The following is a 22,043-nucleotide window of genomic DNA, read 5'->3' on the forward strand; positions in this document are numbered from 1 at the left end:
TCTCTTTTCTGGTCTGACGGCGCTTACTGCTGAATTCACTGTCGGCGAAGGTAAGTTGATGACTCATGATGAACCCTTTTTCATGGCTCCAGATGACAAACATGATCTCATATCAGGGACTTGTTCGCACCTTCCCTTATATACCCGCACACTTGGAATTATTTGAGTCTCTAAAAATGAGGGGATCTCTGAGGGGTTTTTGGGAAAAAATCATCCGCGGGATATGCTGCGGGGGGACATTCCCGGTCGCAGACAGAGTTCTACTTGATTTTTGTTGCAGAGCTTTTACAGTGACCGAGCCGGATTGTCTGTCAATGCCAGTCAATTCAGTGAGTAATGCCAGGTAAGGATAGGCCCGTCACCGGATGTGACTGGCCATAAAAGAACAACAAGGACGAGGTTCCACCATGCTGTCGTATTTCCTACGTCGGATGCTTTTGATCATCCCGACGTTTCTCGGTATCACCCTGCTCGTCTTCACCATCACCCGCTTCGTGCCGGGCGGCCCGGTCGAGCGCATGCTGCTGCAGGCGCAGGTCTCGCAAAACGAGTCCGGCCGCTCCAGTGGCAGCAAGGGGGCGCAGGCACTCTCCGACGAACAGATTGAAGAGCTCAAGGCGTTCTACGGTCTCGACAAGCCCATGCTGGTCGCCTACTGGGACTGGTTGCAGAAGCTGGCGGTGCTGGATCTCGGGGAGTCGACCCGTTATTACGAGCCGGTGTGGGATCTCATCAAGGAGAGGTTGCCGGTGACCGCCTTCTTCGGGCTCGCCACCTTTCTGCTGAGTTATGCCGTCTCCATCCCGCTCGGGGTGGCCAAGGCGCTCAGGCACAACAGCCGCTTCGATTCCCTGAGCTCCATGCTCATCTACATGGCCTATGCGCTGCCCGCCTACGTGGTGGGGATCTTCCTCATCACCGTCTTTGCGTTCCATCTGGAGTGGTTGCCCATGGGGGGCTTCCCGGGGGACGAGTTTGACGGGATGGAGAGCAGCTGGGATCAGATCCGCACCGTCTTCGCCCACGCGCTGCTGCCGCTCATCGCCTACGCCATCGGGGATTTCGCCATCCTCACCATGACCATGAAGAACAGCCTGATGGAGAACCTGTCGGCGGATTATGTGCGCACCGCCGTGGCCAAGGGGTTGCCGTTTCGCAAGGCGGTGACCGATCACGCCATGCGCAACAGCCTGATCCCCATCGCGAGTCACTTAGGGTCGGTGCTCACCGTCTTCTTCGGGGGCTCCTTCCTCATCGAGACCATCTTCAACATCGACGGCATCGGCCTGCTCGGTTATGAGGCCATTGTCGAGCGGGATTACCCCACCGTCATGGGCATTCTGGCCATCACCTCCATGCTGATGCTGGTGGGCAACATTGTCTCCGACATCTGCGTTGCCCTGGTCGATCCCCGCGTGCGGTTTGGAGAGTGAGCATGAACCTGAATCCGGTAACGCTGAAAAAACTCAAGCGCTTCAAGTCGATAAAGCGCGGCTACTACTCCTTTGTCATCTTTTCGGTCCTGGTGGTCATCTCTCTGCTGGCGGAACTGCTGGTCAACAGCCGGGCCCTGGCGGTGAGTTATCAGGGGGAGCTCTATTTCCCCACCTATGGGGACGTGATCCCGGGCCAGCACTTCGGGCTCGACTACGAGTACGAGACCAACTACCGCCAGCTCAAGAGCCAATTTGCGAAGGAAGATAAGGGGGATTGGGTGTTGCTGCCCCTGGTCCCCTGGAACCCCTATGAGCAGGACTTCAAGGAGGAAGCCTATCCGCCCTATGCCCCGAGCCTAGCGGAGCGCCACTTCCTCGGCACCGACACCAGCGGTCGCGATGTATTGGCACGGCTGGTCTACGGCTTTCGCATCGCCATCGGCTTTGCCTTCATCGCGCTGGTGGCGAGCTATGTCATCGGGGTCAGCATCGGCTGCATGATGGGGTTCCTCGGCGGTCGGTTCGATCTCCTGATGCAGCGTTTCATCGAGATCTGGTCCCAGGTGCCCTTCCTCTACGTCATCATGATCCTGGTCTCCCTGGCCAAGCCGAACTTCGGCCTGTTCGTCGGTATCAACGTGCTGTTCGGCTGGATGGGGGTCACCTGGTACATGCGCACCCTCACCTACAAGGAGCGGGCGCGGGACTACGTGATGGCGGCGCGGGCCCAGGGGGCGAGCACCCGGCGCATCATCTTCAACCATATTCTGCCCAATACCCTGATGATGATCGTCACCCTGGCCCCGTTTGCCGTGGTGGGCAACATCTCCACCCTGACGGCGCTGGACTACCTGGGTTTTGGCCTGGCGCCGCCGACCCCGAGCTGGGGGGAGTTGCTCTCCCAGGGGATCAACAACCTCGACGCCATCTGGATCGTGAGTTCGGTGGTGGCGGCGGTGAGCCTGGTGCTCATCATGGTCTCCTTCATCGGGGAGGCCATCCGGGAGGCGTTCGATCCGCGCAAATTTACCCGTTATCAGTGAGCGATGGTGCCTTGCCAGGGCACATCGACAGGACCCTTAATGAAGACGCCCCCAGTGCAGGGGCATGACCAGGAAGTCAAACATGAACAATAAAATCAAATGGACAGGTGCTCTCTTTCTGCTGGTGAACGGATCCTGGGTGTGGGCGGCCAGCCTGCCCGCGGATCTGACGTGGGAGACCAACGACACCGACCCCGTGTTCGCCTCTCCCAAGGCGCTGCCCGGCGGCAACCTCAATCTCTTCGTCGACAGCTTCCCGCTGACGTTTCGCACAGTGGGGCCGGATTCCAACGGCTCGTTCCGTTCCTTCATCCTCGACAACCAGATGAGGCTCATCAGCTTCCATCCCAACACGGGCAACCCCATTCCGGCCCTGGCGAATGCCTGGGCCATCGCGCCGGACAGCCAGACCGTCTATTTCAAACTCGACCCGCGCGCCAAGTGGTCCGACGGCAAGCCGGTCACCGCCGATGACTACACCTTCGGCTACGAGATGATGCGCTCCAAGGACATCAAGGGCCCCTGGTTCAACAACTACTACACCACCGAGGTGGTGGCGGTGGAGAAGATTGACGACCATACCATTCTGGTCAAGGCGGGCAGCCGCAAGGCCAAGCTCGATCTCCTCAACACCACCGAACTGTGGCCCCAGCCAAAGCACTACTACAAGATGGGCCCGAACTGGGTGAAGCAGTACAACTGGGCCGTGGTACCCACCACGGGCCCCTACGTGATGAGCGACGTAAAAAAGGGCAAGTCCGTCACCTTCAGCAAGCAGAAGGAGTGGTGGGCAAAAGACGATCGCTACAACCAGCACAGGTTCAACCTCGACACCATCAAGGTGCAGGTGATCCGCGACCACAACATCGCGTTCCGCCACTTCCTCAAGGGGGAGCTGGACACCTTCGAGATGATCCTGCCCAACTGGTGGCATGAGAAGGCGGTCACACCGGAGTACAAGCAGGGATACGTGCAGAAGGTGATGGCCATGACCGACACCAAGCAGGGGGGGCAGGGGGTTCACCTCAACGTGGCCAATCCCAAGCTGGCGGATCTCAACGTGCGGCTCGGCATCCAGCACGCCTTCAACATCGACAAGATGATAGAGACGGTGCTGCATGGAGACTATGACCGCGCTACCACCTTCGGGTCTGGCTTCGGGGCCTTCACCGACATCGCGCTGCCAGAGCGGGCCTACGACATCGCCAAGGCACGGGAGTACTTCGCCAAGGGCGGCTACGGCAAGCAGGGACCGGACGGCATCCTGCAAAACGACAAGGGAGAGCGGCTCACCCTGGCCCTCACCTACACCAGCCAGGAGCACTCCAAGCGGCTGACCGTGCTCAAGGAAGAGGCCAAGAAGGCGGGCCTGGATCTGGAGCTCAATCTGGTGGATGGCGCCACCGGCTTCAAGGTGATGCTGGAGAAGAAACACGAGGCGGCCTGGCTTGGCTGGGGGGGCGGCGGTCTCTATCCGCAATACTGGGAGTCCTTCCACTCCGACAACGCCAACAAGCCCCAGACCAACAACCTGTTCAACGTGGCTGACAAAGAGCTCGACAGCCTGATCGACGCCTACAACGTCGAGTTCGACATGGACAAGCGGGCCGCGCTTTCCCACCAGATCCAGCAGCGGATCTATGATCTCGCCATCTTCGTGCCCGGGGTTCAGCTCAACTACGTGCGAGCCAGCAGCTGGCGCTATGTGATGCTGCCGGAGGTGCCCGCCACCCGCAACACCCCGGATCTGCTCTACTGGCCCATGGATGGCTACCCCCACAGCAGTGGCGGCCTGCTCTGGATCGATCCCAAGGTGAAGGAGGAGACCCAGAAGGCCAAGGCTGACGGCAAGGCGCTGGCCCCCATCACCCTGATCGACAAGACCTATGCACATCATTGATGTGGCCCAGAAGGGAGCAGCAGTCATGCCCAACACACAGGTCACCGCCCCCGGCACCAGCGATCATGAGGGGCAGTCTCTGTCCCCCATCCTCGAGGTGCGGGATCTCGAGGTGGAGTTCGCCGTCGACGACGGCAAGATCAAGGTGCTCGACGGGGTCAGCTTCCAGGTCGCCCCGGGCAAGACCCTGGGGATAGTCGGCGAGTCCGGCTGCGGCAAGAGCGTCACCTCGCTGGCCATCATGGGGTTGCTGCCAAGGCCCCACGGTCAGGTGGTGGCGGGCTCCATCCGCTTTCAGGGGGAGGAGCTGCTCAATCTGCCGCCGGAGCAGATGTACAAGGTGCGTGGCAACCGTATCTCCATGATCTTTCAGGAGCCCATGACGGCCCTCAACCCGGTGCAGACGGTCGGCGATCAGCTGATGGAGGTGTTTCGCCTCCACCGCCCCGATTACAGCAAGGCCCAGCGCCGTGACGCCGCCATCGCCATGTTGAAGAAGGTGGGGATCCCCGAGCCTGACCAGCGTTTCGCGGCTTATCCCCACAATCTCTCCGGCGGCATGCGCCAGCGGGTGATGATCGCCATGGCGCTGGCCTGCGAACCGGCCCTGCTCATCTGCGACGAGCCGACCACGGCGCTCGATGTGACCATCCAGGCCCAGATCCTGGATCTGATGAAGGAGCTGCAAGCCCAGACCGGCATGGCCATCATCTTCATCACTCACGATCTCGGGGTGGTGGCGGAGCTGTGTGACGAGGTGGTGGTGATGTATGCCGGGCGTGCGGTGGAGCGGGCCGATATCTATGAACTGTTTGACCACCCGCGACATCCCTATACTCATGGTCTGATGGCCTCGATCCCGCGTCTGGAAGATGTGCCAAAGAGCCTTCTCAAGACCATCAAGGGTCAGGTGCCCGCCCTGCACGAGATGCCGGCAGGGTGTCGTTTCTCCAACCGCTGCCCCCATGCCACGCCCCTTTGCGTGGAGACCATACCGGTGACCGAGCAGTTGAGCGAACACCACGGGGTGGCCTGCCACCACTGGAAGGAGGTGAGCCTATGAACGGTCTGGTGTGGGGACGGGGTGTCGCAGGGCAGCCAGGCGGCGGGAAGGCGACCAGGTCGTCTGCTGCCATGAATCGTCGGGGATGGAAGTCATGACCAGCTTGTTGTCGGTAAGCAATTTAAAGCAGCATTTCAAGATGGGTGGCGGTTTCTTGCGCAAGCAATACACCGTCTACGCGGTGGATGGCATCAGCTTTGATCTCAGGCAGGGGGAGACCCTTGGCCTGGTGGGGGAGTCGGGATGCGGCAAGTCCACCCTGGGGCGTTCGTTGCTCAAGCTGTTCGAGCCGAGCGCCGGCTCCATCACCTTCGAGGGGCGTGACATCACCCACCTCTCGCCCAAGGAGATGCGATCCCTGCGTCAGGAGATGCAGATCGTGTTCCAGGATCCCGCAGAATCCCTCAACAGCCGCCACACGGTTGGGCAGATCCTGGAGGAGCCTTTCATCATCCACGGTAAGGGCAACGCCGAACAGCGCCGGACATGGGTGCAGGAGCTGCTGGAGAAAGTCGGCTTGCCCGGCAGCGCGGTGGATCGCTACCCCCATGAGTTCTCTGGCGGCCAGCGCCAGCGCATCGGCATCGCTCGCGCCATCGCCCTCAAGCCCAAGCTGCTGGTGTGTGACGAGGCGGTGTCGGCGCTCGACGTGTCGGTGCAGTCCCAGATCGTGAACCTGCTGCTCAATCTGCAGCGGGAGATGAACCTCGCCATCATCTTCATCGCCCATGACCTGTCGGTGGTCAAGCACATCTCGGACAGGATTGCGGTGATGTATCTGGGCCGGATCGTCGAGCTGGCCGAGGCCCAGGCTCTCTACCTGGCACCGCGCCATCCCTATACCCAGGCGCTCATCTCCGCCATTCCGGTGCCGGATCCGCGGCGGCGCAGCCAGCGCATCCTGCTGACGGGGGATGTGCCGTCCCCCATCTCGCCGCCGAGTGGCTGCCATTTTCACCAGCGCTGCCCCCATGCAACGGATCTGTGCCGCACCCGCTCGCCCGCCCTTGAGGCGTGCGGCGGGCAGGGGCATCAGGTAGCCTGCCATTTCCCCTTGCCCGTGCAGGAGGCGGTGCCGTTGGGAAAGGCGATATGATGCCGGCGCCCGCCGCGTCGCGACCGGCATCGCTGCAAGGTGGCACCGAGGAGGCGCAATAGAGGCGGAAACGGGATAAAAAAATGGGGCCTGCGGGCCCCATCTTCATGGTTGGAGTTCAGGTTTGGCCGTGGGAATTCTGGCCCGGGCAGGACAGCGCCCCGATGGGGGTGGTTGTTGTGTGGATTGCTGAGTTGTTTTGTAGTTTTATTACGTTGCCAATTTCAACATCCGGACAGGCGATATCAGGCGCCATAACGGAAGTAGTAATTGCGGGTTGCAGGCGCATAAGTGTCTTTCTCTTCAGCACCTTTCTTGCTGGTTGCACCCTTCAGGTGGAACAGCACTGCCAGATTCTCGAACATATGATGACCTCGTTTCTCTGTGGTTCATGGGTTGTGTGACCTTGGTCACGTTCTGATCCTAGGGGCATATGTGAGCTGGATCAACTTTTTGTGTTGTAAATTTACATAAATCATGGAAAGGGTTTTCAAATGCAGACCTGTTCATGGATACGATTTCAAGCCAGGGCCACGTATGGAATCGGGGATGTGAGAGAGGTGGCCGAGGAGGAAGTACAAAAAAGATGCCCCGCACTGGGCGGGGCATCGATATGGTCGTGAGCTGGCTTACTTGGCCGGGATATGTTCCAGCACGTGAACCAGCAGTTGCCAGAAACGCTCGACCGCCGGGATGTGTACCTTCTCCCCCGGTGCGTGGGCGCCACGGATGGTCGGGCCGAAGGAGACCATGTCCCAGTCCGGGTAGGCGCTCTTGAACAGACCGCACTCGAGGCCTGCATGGATCACCATGACGTTCGGCATCTCGCCAAACAGGGTCTGGTAGCTGCTTCGCACCAGCGCCATGACCGGTGAGTCAACGTTCGGGGCCCAACCCGGGTAGGCGCCGGTGAACTCGCAGCTGGCGCCGGCCAGGGTGAACAGGGAGCGGGTCATCTGCTCGATGTTCTCGCGACCGGAATCGATGAGGGAGCGGATCAGGCACTGCACATAGACTTCCCCCTCGAGTGTCTTGATGACACCCAGGTTGGTGGAGGTCTCGGTCACGCCCGGGATGGCGTCGCTCATGCGCATCACCCCGTTCGGGCAGGCCATCAGGGCATCCAGCAGGCGGCTTTGCAGGGACTCGCTCATGAGCTGGGCCGGTTTCTCCCGGGCGGTGAGCAGCACGGTGAGGTTGGCCTCGGTGGCGGCCAGCTCGCTCTGATAGATGCCGGCGTAGCGGTCCACCAGGGCCTTGAAGTCAGCCACGCTGGCGGCGGGCACCAGCAGGCTGGCACGGGCCTCGCGGGGGATGGCGTTGCGCAAGGTGCCGCCGCTGAGATCGCCAAGGCGCACCCCCAGCGGTTCGGCGGCCTTGAGCAGACGGACCAGCAGCTTGTTGGCGTTGCCGCGGCCGCGATGGATGTCGACCCCGGAGTGGCCGCCGCGCAGGCCCTTGACCTGCAGCTCGAAACCTTCACCCTCGGTGGCAGCAACCAGCTCCAGGGGGAAGCGGATATTGGCATCCACCCCGCCGGCGCAGCCCATGTAGACCTCGCCATCCTCTTCGGAGTCGGTGTTGAGCAGGATCTCGCCCTCAAGCCAGCCCGCTTCCAGACCGAAGGCGCCGGTCATGCCGGTCTCTTCGTCGGTGGTCAGCAGCACTTCCAGCGGACCGTGCTTGATGGTCTTGTCGGCCAGCACGGCCAGGCAACCCGCCATGCCCATGCCGTTGTCGGCACCCAGGGTGGTACCGCGGGCAGTGACCCATTCACCATCGATGTAGGCATCGATGGGATCGGTGGTGAAGTCGTGCTGGGTGTCGGCGTTGGCCTGGGGCACCATGTCGATGTGGGCTTGCAGCACCACGGCCTTGCGGTTTTCCATCCCCGGCGTGGCCGGTTTCTTGATGATGATGTTGCCGACGGCATCTTGCTTGACCGCCAGGCCTTCTCCCTGGGCCCATGCCACGATCCAGGCGCTCAGTTGGGCTTCGTGCTTGGAGGGGTGGGGGATGGAGCAGATCTGCTCGAAGAATTGCCAAATCAACTTGGGAGACAGAGAACTGAGCTGTGCCACGTCGGGACTCCTTACCAGCATGGAAAATGTCGGGCCCCACTCTGCGGGCCGGGGAAGAGGATAACGATAATACAGTCAATCACGCAAAAATGTGAGCGATCAGCGCAAATGACGCTCTGCTTGTGCTGGGAAAGGGAGCATGGATGGCGAACTTCACTACCTGCCTTATTTGTGTCAGCAGAACATCAATTTTGTGATGTTAGTCACAAAAATATTGTCTTTTGGGCGCCGGGTGGTAAATTAGCCGCCGTGGCCAGCCCACTTGTCAGGATGACAATCAATGCCTCCAGGGAACCGAAGCAAAGCAAGTGCGCCTCCATGGAACCGAGTGTCAGTTCAAGGATGTGAACCCGCATTAAGGTACGTAACTTGTTAAGCAATCAGGAGTTTATGATGTCAGGCAGCAATTCAACCTATTGGTTTGCCCAATCTCTCTATACCCAGGGTTTCAACTACCCGAATCCCTACGCCACCCGCCGTTAAGGCTCGCAGGCGTCACAGGTAACAGCAGCAGGTGTGTGAGAAACCTCTCCTCCCCCTGCTATTTTTTTGCCCGAATGTCATGGAATGTGTGTCAAACGGCTAACCTGTAGGTGTCGCCGAAGCCCTCCCAAAAGGGCGACAGAGCGGAAGATGGCGGACATTTCCTGTTTTTCGCATACGTTTGCCGCTCAATTTATCCATAAAGAGTGCTATCATACCGGCCCAACAGCAGGCCCGAGCTCGGGAGTCCACCCGACATGGCCGCCAGCTACACCCCATCCCTGTTCGCATTGCATCCGTTTTTGCCGCCGAGGCGTCAGCCCCGAGGCCGAAAAAGTGCAAGCAAAATTCGGGAAACGGGGTGCCAGAATTGACCTGAACCCGTATCTTTGCCGGGTTTCGCCTCATAAGTGATTGCTTTATAACTCGTTGAGATCGATAGCATGCCAAAAAAGTTCTATGTATCGTGGGATAACCTGCAACGCGAAGCGCGCCGTCTGGCCCGTCGTCAACTGCCTGTCAGCCAGTGGAAAGGGATCATCGCCGTCAGCCGCGGTGGTCTGGTGCCTGCGGCCCTGATGGCCCGCGAACTTGGCATTCGCAATGTCGAAACCCTCTGCATCTCCAGCTATGACCACGACAACCAGCGCGAGCTGGTGGTGGTGAAGGCTGCCACCACCGCAGGTGACGGCGAAGGCTGGCTGGTGGTGGACGATCTGGTGGACACCGGCGGCACCGCCAAGGCGATCCGCGAGCTCTACCCCAGAGCCAAGTTCATCACCATCTTCGCCAAGCCCATGGGCGAACCCCTGGTGGATGACTTCGAAGTCGCCATTCCGCAGGACACCTGGATTGAACAGCCCTGGGACATGGCACTGGAGTTCGCCAAGCCGATCTGCGACGAAGCGTAATCGCCGCACCGGTCGCGACCAGTGACTCCCCGGCATTCGGGAGCGGACTGATCCATCGTGATGCAAGGTTGACCACATTGAGCCCCTTTTGGGGCTCAATGCGTTTCTGGTGTGGCTGCTCGATGTGAAAAGTGGTTAAGATGGGACATTGTTTGAGACAGAAGAGCCACCATTTTGGAACCAAACGACGATACCAATCTGACGGAAAAGCTGTTTACCCGGGTCAAAAAGGTATTGGAAACTTCCGAAGTCTCCAACTCGAGCCCCGTCGACGAGCAAGACAGCGCACTGTCTGACAGCTTCATCGATGGCGCCCTGTCGCCCCGCTGGTATCGCCTGCTGCGCAGACCGACCTGGGCCTGGCAGGGGGCCGATCCCGTCGAGGTGGAGCAGACCCTGGCGCACATCGCCATGGGGCAGGGGGAGCGCAGTCACGAACGCTATCTGGACACCATCAAGGGCTATGTGCCCGGCAACTGGGTCTATGAGTGGAGCCAGCTTGCCGGCCGTTATTTCAATACGGGGCGGACGCTGCTGGGGGAAGGGGATCGCGCCGCGGCGCTGAAGAGCCTGCTCAAGGCAGTGCGCTACTACTCCATCGCAAGCTACCCCCACCTCAAGCACGACGAGCTGGCGGATCAGGCCCAGTTGCTCGGCAACATGGCCTATCGCGAGGCCGGACGCCTGTTCAAGGTGCCCCTCAAGGAGTTGCAGGTCCCGTTTCGGGGCAAGACCATCCAGGGCTACCTGCATCTGCCCACCACCGAGAAACCTGTGCCCCTGGTCATCGTCAGCGGTGGCATCGATTCGCTTCAGGTGGACTTCCTCAACTTCTATTTCAAGTGTCTCGAGCCCCACGGCATCGGGATGCTCTCCCTGGACATGCCGGGCACCGGCTATGCCGAGCACTGGCCCCTGGTGCAGGACACCAGCCGCCTGCACCAGGCGGTGCTCAACTACCTCTCGGAGGTGGCCTGGGTCGATCACCAGCGCATCGCCATGGTGGGGTTCCGCCTCGCCGGCAACGTGGCGGCCCGCCTCGCCTTCGTCGAGCCATTCAAGCTTCGGACCGTGGTCTGCATCGGTGCCGGCATCAACCAGGTGTTCACCAATCAGGAGATGTTCGCCCGCTGCCCGCGCATGATGCGCGACGGGCTGGCGAACCGGCTGGGGGCGGACGCGGCCCTGTGGGATCTGCTGCGCACCAAGTGCCAGGTCTTCTCCCTCAAGACCCAGGGATTGCTGGGGAGTCGCACTTCCGTGCCGATATTGAGTATCGGGCACAAGAAAGATTTTATTTGTCCCGAGCAGGATGTCCGGGCATTGGCCGCTGCGAGTCGCAGCGGCAAGGCGGTGGTGTTTGACAAGCAGCCACTGCTCGAGGTCTATGACGAGGCACTGAAAGAGACGGTAGACTGGCTCAAAAAGCACTTATGTACATGATATAAAACTAAAAATGTAACATCACCATGTGATGGTATGGCTTGTTCAACAGGGAGGTTAGCATGTCAGAAAGAGTGACTTACAAGCGATTGCTGCGGCAGTTCGCGGCCATTGGCCCCTATTTGCGTGAAGACCTGTGCGAGGAGGGCCGCTACCGCTTTGACTGTCTGTCCGTCTGTGTCAGCGCCAAGCCTGCTCCGGACAAGCGGGAGTTCTGGGGCTGGTGGCTGGTGCTGGAGCAGGCGGATCACAGCTTCAGCTACCACTATCAGACGGGGTTCTACAACGCGGACGGGGAGTGGATCGACAAGGCGCTGCCCAAGAAGCATCAGGCGGAAGTGAAACGCACCCTGTAACATTTCTACAAGCTCATCAGCGGCAAGTTGACCCAGCTGGAGTGCACCCTCTCCCCCGCGAAGCAGGTGACCGCCGAACTGAGCGTGACGGCAGCCTGATCCCCAAGCCCCGCATCTTCCCGGTGCGGGGTACCCCGATGCTTTGTCACCGAGCCCGCAACTGCCTGGCGAGGCTTAATTGCCTTGCAGGGCAGGGGGGCCGTGGGTATAAAGGGATTCCTTACTTTTCTAACCCTTCGTTCCCATGGAAAACAGAACCATAGTCGTCAAACTGGGCACCAGCGTGCTCACCGGGGGATCTGCCCGCCTCAACCGTGCCCACATGGTCGAGCTGGTCAGACAATGTGCCGCCTTGCATCGACACGGGCACCGTGTCGTGCTGGTCACGTCGGGGGCCATCGCCGCCGGTCGCGAGCATCTGGGCCACCCTCCGCTGGCGCCTACCCTGCCGAACAAACAGATGCTGGCGGCGGTGGGTCAGACCCAGCTCATCCGGGTATGGCAGGACCTGTTCAACCTCTACGGGCTGCACATCGGCCAGATGCTGCTGACCCGCGCCGACCTGGAAGACAGGGAGCGCTACCTCAATGCCCGCGACACCCTGCGCACTCTGCTCGATCACCGCATCATCCCCGTCATCAACGAGAACGACGCCGTGGCCACCGCCGAGATCAAGGTGGGGGACAACGACAACCTCTCTGCCCGTGCCGCCATCCTGGCGGATGCGGACTTGCTGGTCCTGCTCACGGATCAGAAGGGGCTCTTCACCGCCGACCCGCGCACCAACCCGGATGCCCAGCTCATCGAAGAGGTGCAGACCATAGATGACACCCTGCGCTCCCTTGCCGGTGACAGCGTGAGCGGCCTTGGCACCGGTGGCATGGCCACCAAGTTGCAGGCCGCCGACGTGGCACGCCGCGCCGGGGTGGACGTGGTGATTGCCACCGGCCAGATCCCGGAAGTGATCGGCCGCCTCGCCGCCGGGGAGCGGGTGGGGACCCTGTTCCCGGCCCTGGCATCCCCCCTGGAAGGGCGCAAGAGCTGGATCCTGGCAGGGCCCCCTCCTCACGGCGAAGTGCAGGTGGATCAGGGGGCCGTGGCCGCCATGCAGGAGAAGGGCTCCAGCCTGCTGCCCAAGGGCATCGTCGCGGTGAAGGGAGATTTCGTGCGTGGCGACGTGGTGCGTATCCTGGATCCCAAGGGGAGCGAGCTGGCTCGCGGTATCTGCCGTTACGACCATCTGGAGCTGGATCGGCTGCGCGGTGTCCACTCGGATCAGATTGAACAGGTATTGGGTTACGGCTATGGTGCCGTGGCCATCCACCGTGATGACATGGTGCTGCTCTGAACAGGGCGGCACCGCATGAACAAAAGGGAACTGTGATGAGTCTGGAGAAAATGGGGCAGGCGGCCCGTGAAGCCGCCTATCAACTGGCCACCGTCAGCACGGCACAGAAGAACCGGGCGCTGGCGGCCATCGCCGATGAACTGGAAGCACGCAGTGCCCAGATCCTGGCGGCCAACGAGAAAGACATTGCCGCCGGGCGCGAGGCGGGGCTCACGGAAGCCATGCTGGATCGCCTGCTGCTCAACCCGGCGCGCCTTGCCGGCATAGTGGCGGATGTGCGCAAGGTGATCACCCTGGACGATCCGGTCGGGGCCGAAATCGACAGCCGGGTGCTGGAGAATGGCCTGCGCCTCTCCCGTCGCCGGGTGCCCATCGGGGTCATCGGCGTCATCTACGAGGCGCGCCCCAATGTCACCATCGACATCGCCAGCCTCTGCCTCAAGACCGGCAACGCCAGCATTCTGCGCGGTGGTCGCGAGACCTTCCACTCCAACCTGGAGTTGGTGCGGGTGATCCAGCATGCCCTGGCGGCGTCCGGCCTGCCCGAGGCGGCGGTGCAGTACATCGACAACCCGGACAGGGCGCTGGTGGCCGAGTTGCTGCGCCTCGACCGCTACGTGGACATGATCATCCCCCGTGGTGGCGCGGGTCTTCACAAGATGTGCAAGGAGAACAGCTCCATCCCCGTCATCATCGGCGGGTTCGGTATCAGCCATATCTTCGTGGACGAGAGCGCCGATCTGGCGCGTTCCCTGGCGGTCATCGAGAACGCCAAGGTGCAGCGCCCCTCCGCCTGCAACGCCCTCGATACCCTGCTGGTACACGAGAAGGTGGCGGCCACCTTGCTGCCGCAACTGGTGGCTCTGATGAACGAGCGCAAGGTGACTCTGGTGGGGGCGCCCAACGCCATGGCGCTGCTGGCTGGCAGCGACAACCTGTGCGACGCGGGGCCGGAAGATTTCGACACCGAGTGGCTGGGGCTGACCCTGGGGGTCAAGGTGGTGGCGGACGTCAACGAGGCGCTCGCCCATATGCGCGAGCACAACGCCGGCCACTCCGATGCCATCCTGACCAACTCCCTCGCCAATGCCGAGCGTTTCGTCAACGGGGCCGGTTCGGCGGCGGTCTATGTCAACGCCTCCACCCGCTTCACCGACGGCGGCCAGTTTGGCCTCGGGGCCGAGGTGGCGGTCTCGACCCAGATGCTTCACGCCCGTGGCCCCATGGGGCTGACCGAACTCACCAGCTACAAGTGGGTGGGGCAGGCGGATTATCTCAGCCGTGCCTGATCCAGGCACGCTGAGCAAGCAGGACAATGCCGACTCAGGTCGGCATTTTTGTGCTTTTTTATTGCTCGCAATCAATGGCTTGCATATAACTATCCAGCAGGATGCGGTGTCACCCGGGGCATCAGGCCAGCGACAGCAAGGGGAGCAACTTCAAGGATGAAGTGACAGGATAGGAGTGCGTGGTGGGGCTGCCTCTGGCTGAGCCTGCCACTGCTGCTGGGGGCGCTCTGTTTCAGCGGCGCCAGCCACGCCAGCTGGGACCAGGATCTCTATCGTCAGCTCGGGCTGGCCGGCAAGCTCGACAGCCGCGTGTTTCGTAAGGCCCTGGACGGTTACCAGAGCGTGCGCCACAAGCGAAAACCCATTCTCACCATCATCGACTACAGCAAGCCCTCGACCATGCGCCGGCTGTTCGTCATCGACGTCAAGCGCCACAAGCTGCTCTACCACACCTGGGTCAGCCACGGCCGCAATTCGGGGGAGCTGGCCGCCCGCCAGTTCTCCAATCAGATGAATTCCCGGCAAAGTTCCCTGGGGGTCTACCGCACCGCCGAGACCTATCAGGGCAAGCACGGTTACTCCCTGCGTCTCGACGGCCTCAGTCCCGGCAAGAACAGCAATGCCCGCAAGCGCGCCATCGTGGTGCACGGGGCGGACTACGCCAGCCCCAGGCATCTGCAGAAGTTTGACAAGCTGGGGCGCAGCTGGGGATGCCCGGCCCTGCCAAGGGAGCAGTCCAGGGCCATTATCGACACCATCAAGGGAGGGAGCGTCATCTATGCCCATGGCTGAGACCTTGCCCGCGAGCCTGCTGCGAGGGCGTCACCAGGACTGGTGGGCGGCGCTCTACTTTGCCGACGACCTCGCGTTATCCCTCGTGCACCGGTTCTGAGATGAGTATCCCATGGCAATGAACAGCAAAAAGGCCAGCATATGCTGGCCTTGGCGCATCAGGCGGGGATTATTTGCGGACCACCAGCACAGGGCAGGGAGCGTGGCGCACCACGGATTCCGCCACGCTGCCCACCAGCAGGTGGCTGATGCCGGAGCGGCCATGGCTGCCCATGACCACGAGATCCACCTTGTCTTCCTTCGCCTGGAGGACAATTTCATCGGCGGCGCGGCCAAAACGGACCTCGAATTTGGCCGGAATCGGCAGGCAGGCGACCAGTTCCTTGAGCTGACTCTTGGCCTGGCGTTCCATCTCGTGGGTGATCTCGATGGCCGTCATGTGCAGGATCTTGTAGCTGTCAAAGCCGTGCAGCTGATCCACCACGTGGACCAGTTTGAGCTCGGCCTGGTGGGTGTTGGCCATGAAGACGGCGTAGTCGAGTACCGCTCTGGACATCTCGGAGAAATCGACGGGGCAGAGCAGGGATTTGATGGTTGGCATGAGAATCTCCCCTCAAGTTGGGCTACTAATGAATCTTGTTTGCCATGATACGCTGTGGGGCGACAATAACCCTCGACCCGCTCGCAAAATGGGGAAAATGTCGGCCGGGACTCTGTTTTTCTATGCTATCTGTATGCCTGAACGGGCCGTCCGGCGGTGAGCATCTGCCGAGTGCCATATCACTGAGGATATTCATGGTTCGTCTTTTTCTGTTCTGTTGCCTGCTGATCACCTCGTTCGTGCGGGCAGACACCATACAAGTCTATTGCGACGACTGGCCCGGCTTCTGTCACCGGGACGGCAAGGGGGTCTATCTGGATGTGGTTCGAGCCATCTATGAACCCCTGGGGCACGAGGTGAAGCTTCACATGGTGCCTTACAAACGGGCACTGGCGGTGGTGTCGCAAAAGGAGGGGGACATGGCGATGGGGGTCTATCGGGGAGAGGTGCCCGGGGTCCATCAGCCCGACTACCCCGACTCGGCGGACTACGTGAGCGTGGTGATGCAAAAGCGCTGGCTGCCGCACTGGGCAGGGGAGCACAGCCTCAAGGAGCAGGAGGTGCTCTGGCTGAGGGGGTGGGCCTTTGACAAGTTCATCCCGGAGCCGATGCGCTGGTTCGAGAGAGACAGCCACGAGATGGCGCTGCAATTGCTGATCAAGGGGCGTTACCGCTACTACCTGACCGACGGCGCCCTCTACCCCGAAGGCTCCCTTCCCCCCGAGCTGGTACAGGTATTCCTGCGCTGGATTCCGACCTACCCCATCTTCGCCGATACCCCGAAGGGCAGGCAGTTGCACGGGCTCTGGGATCCCGGCATGCGCACCCTGATAAGGCAGGGCAAGCTGGCGGAGATCTATCGGCAGAACAAGCTCTACGACTACTACCAGGACTTTCTCAGGGAGCAGGTGGTGCGGGCGAACAAGCCACAGCCCTAGCTGTCGGGCCTGATGCCGTCATCGGGCCCCTCTTGCCCCGCCCTTAGTCTTTGGCTCTGAGCGTCTTGGCCAGCCGGTCGTAGAGGATCACGTTGACCGAGGCGGCGAGGTTCATGCAACCCTGAGTCGGCACATAGATGACCTCCTTCACTGCCGCGAAGCGGGCGGGCTCCAGGGTGCCATCCTCAGGGCCGAAGATGTAGAAGGCTCTCCTGGGGTGCACGTAATCCGGCAGGGGGGTGGCCCCCTCTATCAGATCCACCAGCACAGGGGTGCAGCCCTCGGGCACGAACGCCAGCAGCTCCTCGACCCCGAGCAGGGGGATCTTCTCCACCATCTGCTTGGTGTCGGTGGCAAAGCGGCGCGCCAGCTCGAAGCGCTGCCCCGTGTAGTAGACCTCGTCTGCCCCATAGCAGCCGGCGGCCCGCATCACGGCCCCCACGTTCTCCGGTGACTTGGGGTTGACCAGCCCGATGGCGCAATACTCGGGGGCCGCATCCGGCCGCGCATCGACCCGCTCTGCGGCGCCGTAACCTGACACTTTCATCTCGTTCTCCTGTGTGGCGGCGCATTATACCCCCGGCGCGCCCCTTGCCCAGCCCGTGGGGCGCATTCCCGTCCAGCGGGCCCAACAAGGGGGCGGCTGCACCGTGGCGGCGCAGCCCGGCACGCTGACGCGCAATGGCGGCGCCCCTTGCATCCTGGCGCGGGGTTTGCAGTCACTTTCCCATACAAGACGATGAGGCATCCGGACAAAGGCGTCCGTCCCCGCAGGGGGGCGGACGCTTTTTTATGGGCCCCTCGTCAGACACATGACAAGGAGCAAGGGAATGAAGACCACCTGTGCCTATTGCGGAGTGGGGTGCGGCATCCGGCTGAGCCGGGAGGGGGAGAACTGGCAGTTGCAGGGGGATGAGCAGCATCCGGCCAACGGCGGCGCCCTGTGCGTCAAGGGGGCCAGCCTGCTGGAGAGCCTGGCCTTCCCTGACCGCCTGCTCTATCCGCGCTGGATGGGGCAGCGCATCGGCTGGGAGGAGGCCCTGGACACCCTGGCGGAACGCCTGGCCGCCATCATGGCAGAGTCCGGGCCTGAGGCTATCGGCATCTACCTGTCGGGCCAGCTCACCACCGAGGATTACTACGTCGCCAACAAGCTGATGAAGGGGTACCTCGGCAGTGCCAATGTGGACACCAATTCCCGGCTCTGCATGTCGTCGGCCGTGGTGGCCCACCAGCGCGCCTTCGGGGAGGATCTGGTGCCCGCCTGCTACGAGGATCTGGAGCTCGCCGATCTGGTGGTGCTCACCGGCGCCAACACCGCCTGGACCCATCCCGTGCTGTTTCGCCGCCTGCAGCAGGCCAGGGCGCGGCGCCCCGAGCTCAGGCTGGTGGTGCTGGATCCCCGCCGCACCATGACGGCGGAGCAGGGGGATCTGCACCTGGCGCTCAAGCCCGGCAGCGACGTGACGCTCTGGAACGGCCTGTGCCGTTATCTCCTCGACAGCGACGGCTGGGACAAGGCCTATGTGGCGCAGCATGTGAGCGGCTTCGAGGCGCTGGCGGCGGCGCTGGACGACCCCGCCTGGCAACTGGACGAGGTGGCCCGCAGCTGCGGCCTCTCACGCAGCGATCTGCTCGGCTTCTACCAGCTGTTTGCCCGCACCCCCAAAACCGTCACCCTGTTCTGCCAGGGGATCAACCAGTCCAACCAGGGGGTGGACAAGGCCAACGCCATCCTCAACGCCCACCTGATGTGCGGCCGCATCGGCAAGCCGGGGGCGGCTCCCTTCTCCATGACGGGGCAACCGAACGCCATGGGCGGGCGCGAGGTGGGGGGGCTGGCGACCCAGCTCGCCGCCCACATGGGCTTTGGCGAGGCCGAGTGCGACCGGGTGCAGCGTTTCTGGCAGAGCCCGACCATGGTGCGCGGGCCGGGACACAAGGCGGTGGCGCTGTTCGAGGCGGTGCACCGGGGGGAGATCCGCGCGCTCTGGGTGCTCGGCACCAACCCGGCGGTCTCCCTGCCGGACGGCAACCGGGTGCGCGAGGCCCTGAGCCGCTGCGAGCTGCTGGTGGTCTCCGAGGTGACGGCCAACACCGACACGGCGCGCCTCGCCCACCTGCTGCTGCCCGCCGCCGCCTGGGGGGAGAAGGGCGGCACCGTCACCAACTCCGAGCGCACCATCAGCCGCCAGCGCGCCTTCCTGCCCCTGCCGGGGGAGGCCAGGCCCGACTGGTGGGCCCTGACCCGGCTCGCCCGCCGGCTCGGCTTTGGCGAGGGGTTCGCCTATGAACACGAGCACGAGATCTTCTGCGAGCATGCCGCCCTCTCCGGGTTTGAAAACGACGGATCCCGCCAGTTCGACATTTCGGGGCTGGCGGGTCTCACCCGTGCCGAATTCGAGGCCCTGGCCCCCCTTCGCTGGCCCGTCAATGCCCGCTGGCCCAAAGGGCGTGATCGCCTGTTCGAGGACGGGCGCTTTGCCACCCCGGATGGCCGGGCCCGCCTGCTGCCCCTGGCCCAGCGCTTCCCCGAGCAGCCAGAAACGCCCCCGCTTGCAGGGGCTGTCTCCCTGCTCCTCAACAGCGGGCGGCTGCGGGATCAGTGGCACACCATGACCCGCACCGGTCACGTGCCCAGGTTGCAGGAGGCCGAGCCCTGGCCCAGGGTGCGGGTGGGGGCCGCCAGCCTGCTGGCGCTCGGCGCCAGGGAGGGGGATCTGGTGCGCCTCTGCAACGCGCTCGGGGAGGCGCTGCTGCTGGTCGGGCTGGACGAGGGGCTCAGGGAGGGGGAGGCCTTCCTGCCCATGCACTGGACCGACAGCCAGTGCAGCCAGGGGGCGGTCAACCGTCTCATCGCCGCCGTGGTGGATCCCCTCTCGGGCCAGCCCATGTTCAAGCAGGGGCGAGTGCAGGCCAGGGCGCAGCCCACCCGCTGGCAGGGGCTCTGGTGCGGCCGCCATGACTGGCGTGAGGGGGTGGACTGGTGGGCCAGGCGCCCCCTGCCCGAGGGCAACTGCACCCTGCTGGCCTCCTGGTCAGAGAGCCCCGAGCGCCTGTGGCAACGGCTGGGGGCCGAGGGGCACTGGCTCAGGCTGCCCATGAAGGAGGGGTGGCTGGCCGTGGCCCTGGCCGGGGATCGCATCGAGGGCATCTTGCTGATGGGGGAGCGGCGCCCGGACATCAAGGTCGATCTGCTGGCCAGCCTGCTCGGCACGCCGCTCCAGGTGGGGGCCCTGAGCCAGACCCTGAGTCAGGCCCTGGCCGGGGAGAGCCGGCTGGTCTGCTCCTGCCTGCGGGTATCGGAGCAGCGCATCGTCGATGCCATCACCCGGCAGGGGGTGAGCGAGCTGGCGGGGCTGCAGGCCCTGCTCGGCTGCGGCAGCAACTGCGGTACCTGCCTGCCCGAGATAGACAAGTTGTTGATCAAACATGTTTTCCTGGCATCCGCTTAGTGCGATGCCAGGACACAAGGAGCCTGAGATGAGCCAAATCAGTCTGGTGGGAGCGGGCCCCGGCCCCCTCGAATTGTTGACCCTGCGCGCCCTGCAACGCATCGAGGCGGCGGAGGTGGTGGTCTATGACCGCCTGGTGGGGAGCGAGATCCTGGCCCGCATTCCCCAGGGGGCGGCCCGCTTCGACGTGGGTAAGCGCTGCGGCGAGCCGAGCCCGACCCAGGAGGAGATCAACGCCCTGCTGCTGGCCCTGGCCCGCACCGGCAAGCGGGTGGTGCGCCTCAAGGGGGGGGATCCCCTGGTGTTCGGCCGTGGCGGCGAGGAGGCGCTGCACCTGGCCCGGCACGGCATCGCCGCCGAGCTGGTGCCGGGGATCACGGCGGCCCTGGGGTGCGCCGCCAGCACCTTCATCCCCCTGACCCACAGGGGACTGGCCCGCTCCCTGACCCTGGTGACGGGGCACCTGATGGACGAGCGCGACTATCAGGGCTGGCAGGGGCTGACCCGGGCCGGCCACACCCTGGTGTTCTACATGGGGCTGGAGCGGGCGGCCCAGATCCGGCAGGGGCTGCTGGCGGCGGGGGCCTCACTGGATGTGCCGGTGGCCCTGGTGGTGGCCGGGTGCAACGCCCGCCAGCAGGTGCACGAGACCACGCTGGACGGGCTGGCGCAGGCCGCGCTGGCCCTGCTCGGCCAGAGCCCGGTGCTGATCATCGTGGGGGAGGTGGTGCGCCTGCGCGCCGAGCTGCAGGGTCTGCTGACGGAGGCGCTGGATCGGGTCGCCTGAGCCGATATCCACCCTCTACCCCCACTACCTCCTGATAGATAAAAAGGAGGTAGATTCAAAGAGTTGGCCTTCATGTTGCGGCATTGGCAGCAGACAAGTTGCGATAGCCGTTGGCAAGGAGCGCCATGACTACTCTTTCCACCCGGGGTCAGGACGGCCCCGCTTCCCGCCTGCTGATCCACGCCGATGATCCCGGTCAGGCCAATCGGCTGGCCCTGCTGGTCAGCCACTACGGTCATCAGCCCAGGATCCTCGATACCCGCCAGTTGCTGACCCCGATGGAGCAGGGGGACGCCCTGCTCGTCAGCTGCCGACAGTTCGGCGCCGAGGTGCGCCTCGGCCTCTCCCTCTGGCCCGGCCTGCCGCGCCTCTTGTTCTGCGAGCGGCTGGGGGGAGACACCCAGCTCGCCCTGTTGCGGCAGGGTGTGCTATTGGTGCCCCACCCTTGCGGCGAGCGGGAGCCGGTGGAGCAGTGGCTGCGCCTGGCCCGCAGCCAGCTCGCCATGGTGCAGGCCCTGATGCAGACCGAGAGCGAGCTGCGCCAGAAGCTGGAGGAGAGGCGGCTCGTCGAGCAGGCCAAGGGGCGGCTGATGCGCCATCAGGGGTTGGACGAGGAACAGGCCTATCGCCTGATGCGCAGCACCGCCATGAGCCGTCACCTGAGCCTGGGGGAGCTGGCGCGGCAGCTGTTGCTGGCATTGCCCGCCTGAGCGTCCTGGTGGCCAACCGTTTTGGTGCAACTGCGCCTAATTGAGGCAAATTGGGGGTGGCGAGGGCGGGATTGGAGGGGCGAAAGCCCGTCTGGCGGGCACTGGCAGAGCTGGCACGGAAAGTGAATAACCGAATACACGATAGCAAGTGAAGAGACAGCGGACAGGGAAGGGCCATCCGGCCATTCCTCCGCAACAGGGCAAAGAAGCCCCACCGATCCCGGATCGGTGGGGCTTTTTTTTGGTTCATCGCGGCTTTCCGGGGAAGGCCGCCTTGATTTTCAGAAAAAAGTATTCTGAGTCCCTAAATC

The 22,043-nt window shown here is 63.0% G+C and carries 17 protein-coding genes and 1 pseudogene; 15 read left to right on the plus strand and 3 right to left on the minus strand.

Features of this window, described 5'->3' with window-relative positions:
* Positions 1-407 precede the first annotated feature (407 nt).
* The 5 genes from OKB81_RS11825 to OKB81_RS11845 all read left to right on the plus strand — a co-directional run bounded on the left by OKB81_RS11825 (position 408) and on the right by OKB81_RS11845 (position 6,538).
* Positions 408-1,433 (plus strand): ABC transporter permease subunit, encoded by a 1,026-nt coding sequence (locus tag OKB81_RS11825; protein WP_010675471.1) that lies wholly within the window; start codon positions 408-410, stop codon positions 1,431-1,433.
* 2 nt (positions 1,434-1,435) lie between these two features.
* The gene (locus tag OKB81_RS11830) at positions 1,436-2,479 is read left to right on the plus strand and encodes an ABC transporter permease (protein WP_270805257.1); all 1,044 of its coding nucleotides are present in this window, start codon (positions 1,436-1,438) and stop codon (positions 2,477-2,479) included.
* Between the two features lie 82 nt (positions 2,480-2,561).
* Positions 2,562-4,379 carry an extracellular solute-binding protein gene (locus OKB81_RS11835; protein ID WP_160837591.1) on the plus strand — a complete coding sequence of 606 codons (1,818 nt, stop codon included), beginning with the start codon at positions 2,562-2,564 and terminating at the stop codon, positions 4,377-4,379.
* A gap of 25 nt (positions 4,380-4,404) precedes the next feature.
* On the plus strand, positions 4,405-5,442 hold the full coding sequence (locus OKB81_RS11840; RefSeq protein ID WP_160837593.1) for an ABC transporter ATP-binding protein: 1,038 nt from the start codon (positions 4,405-4,407) through the stop codon (positions 5,440-5,442).
* A 94-nt stretch (positions 5,443-5,536) separates the two neighbouring features.
* Positions 5,537-6,538: an ABC transporter ATP-binding protein gene (locus OKB81_RS11845; RefSeq protein WP_041212969.1), complete on the plus strand. Its 1,002-nt coding sequence runs from the start codon at positions 5,537-5,539 to the stop codon at positions 6,536-6,538.
* Between the two features lie 629 nt (positions 6,539-7,167).
* Here the strand turns inward: OKB81_RS11845 and OKB81_RS11850 are convergent.
* The gene (locus OKB81_RS11850) at positions 7,168-8,619 is read right to left on the minus strand and encodes an aminoacyl-histidine dipeptidase (protein WP_045525722.1); all 1,452 of its coding nucleotides are present in this window, start codon (positions 8,617-8,619) and stop codon (positions 7,168-7,170) included.
* 926 nt (positions 8,620-9,545) lie between these two features.
* Here OKB81_RS11850 and gpt point away from each other — a divergent pair.
* The 6 genes and pseudogenes from gpt (at position 9,546) to OKB81_RS11880 (ending at position 15,241) form a co-directional block, all read left to right on the plus strand.
* Positions 9,546-10,013, plus strand: coding sequence for a xanthine phosphoribosyltransferase (gene gpt / locus OKB81_RS11855; protein WP_039040347.1), 468 nt, complete (start codon positions 9,546-9,548; stop codon positions 10,011-10,013).
* A gap of 174 nt (positions 10,014-10,187) precedes the next feature.
* On the plus strand, positions 10,188-11,456 hold the full coding sequence (gene frsA / locus OKB81_RS11860; protein ID WP_270662948.1) for an esterase FrsA: 1,269 nt from the start codon (positions 10,188-10,190) through the stop codon (positions 11,454-11,456).
* 62 nt (positions 11,457-11,518) lie between these two features.
* A pseudogene (gene crl / locus OKB81_RS11865) lies at positions 11,519-11,911 on the plus strand (sigma factor-binding protein Crl).
* 145 nt (positions 11,912-12,056) lie between these two features.
* The gene (gene proB, locus OKB81_RS11870) at positions 12,057-13,160 is read left to right on the plus strand and encodes a glutamate 5-kinase (RefSeq protein ID WP_048207022.1); all 1,104 of its coding nucleotides are present in this window, start codon (positions 12,057-12,059) and stop codon (positions 13,158-13,160) included.
* Positions 13,161-13,192: 32 nt separating this feature from the next.
* Complete coding sequence (locus OKB81_RS11875) at positions 13,193-14,449, plus strand: glutamate-5-semialdehyde dehydrogenase (RefSeq protein WP_262512438.1); 1,257 nt, start codon at positions 13,193-13,195, stop codon at positions 14,447-14,449.
* A gap of 198 nt (positions 14,450-14,647) precedes the next feature.
* Positions 14,648-15,241 (plus strand): murein L,D-transpeptidase catalytic domain family protein, encoded by a 594-nt coding sequence (locus OKB81_RS11880; RefSeq protein ID WP_160837616.1) that lies wholly within the window; start codon positions 14,648-14,650, stop codon positions 15,239-15,241.
* Positions 15,242-15,410: 169 nt separating this feature from the next.
* Here the strand turns inward: OKB81_RS11880 and OKB81_RS11885 are convergent, their stop codons facing one another.
* Positions 15,411-15,842, minus strand: coding sequence for a universal stress protein (locus tag OKB81_RS11885; RefSeq protein ID WP_010675457.1), 432 nt, complete (start codon positions 15,840-15,842; stop codon positions 15,411-15,413).
* A gap of 194 nt (positions 15,843-16,036) precedes the next feature.
* On the opposite strand from OKB81_RS11885, the gene OKB81_RS11890 reads away from it, so the two are divergent.
* Complete coding sequence (locus tag OKB81_RS11890) at positions 16,037-16,780, plus strand: hypothetical protein (protein WP_160837597.1); 744 nt, start codon at positions 16,037-16,039, stop codon at positions 16,778-16,780.
* 43 nt (positions 16,781-16,823) lie between these two features.
* Here OKB81_RS11890 and OKB81_RS11895 read toward each other — a convergent pair whose 3' ends face one another.
* Positions 16,824-17,327, minus strand: a complete 504-nt coding sequence (locus OKB81_RS11895; protein ID WP_160837599.1) for an RNA methyltransferase — start codon at positions 17,325-17,327, stop codon at positions 16,824-16,826.
* Between the two features lie 283 nt (positions 17,328-17,610).
* Between OKB81_RS11895 and OKB81_RS11900 the strand changes: the two genes are divergently transcribed.
* The 3 genes from OKB81_RS11900 to OKB81_RS11910 all read left to right on the plus strand — a co-directional run bounded on the left by OKB81_RS11900 (position 17,611) and on the right by OKB81_RS11910 (position 21,732).
* Entirely contained in the window at positions 17,611-20,235 is a 2,625-nt protein-coding gene (locus OKB81_RS11900) for a nitrate reductase (RefSeq protein ID WP_160837601.1), read from the plus strand.
* A gap of 28 nt (positions 20,236-20,263) precedes the next feature.
* Entirely contained in the window at positions 20,264-21,022 is a 759-nt protein-coding gene (gene cobA / locus OKB81_RS11905) for a uroporphyrinogen-III C-methyltransferase (protein WP_160837603.1), read from the plus strand.
* Between the two features lie 125 nt (positions 21,023-21,147).
* Positions 21,148-21,732 (plus strand): ANTAR domain-containing response regulator, encoded by a 585-nt coding sequence (locus OKB81_RS11910; RefSeq protein WP_160837605.1) that lies wholly within the window; start codon positions 21,148-21,150, stop codon positions 21,730-21,732.
* The last annotated feature ends 311 nt before the right edge of the window (positions 21,733-22,043 follow it).

This window comes from Aeromonas sp. QDB56 (assembly GCF_027705505.1).
In the GTDB taxonomy this organism is placed as follows: domain Bacteria; phylum Pseudomonadota; class Gammaproteobacteria; order Enterobacterales; family Aeromonadaceae; genus Aeromonas; species Aeromonas caviae.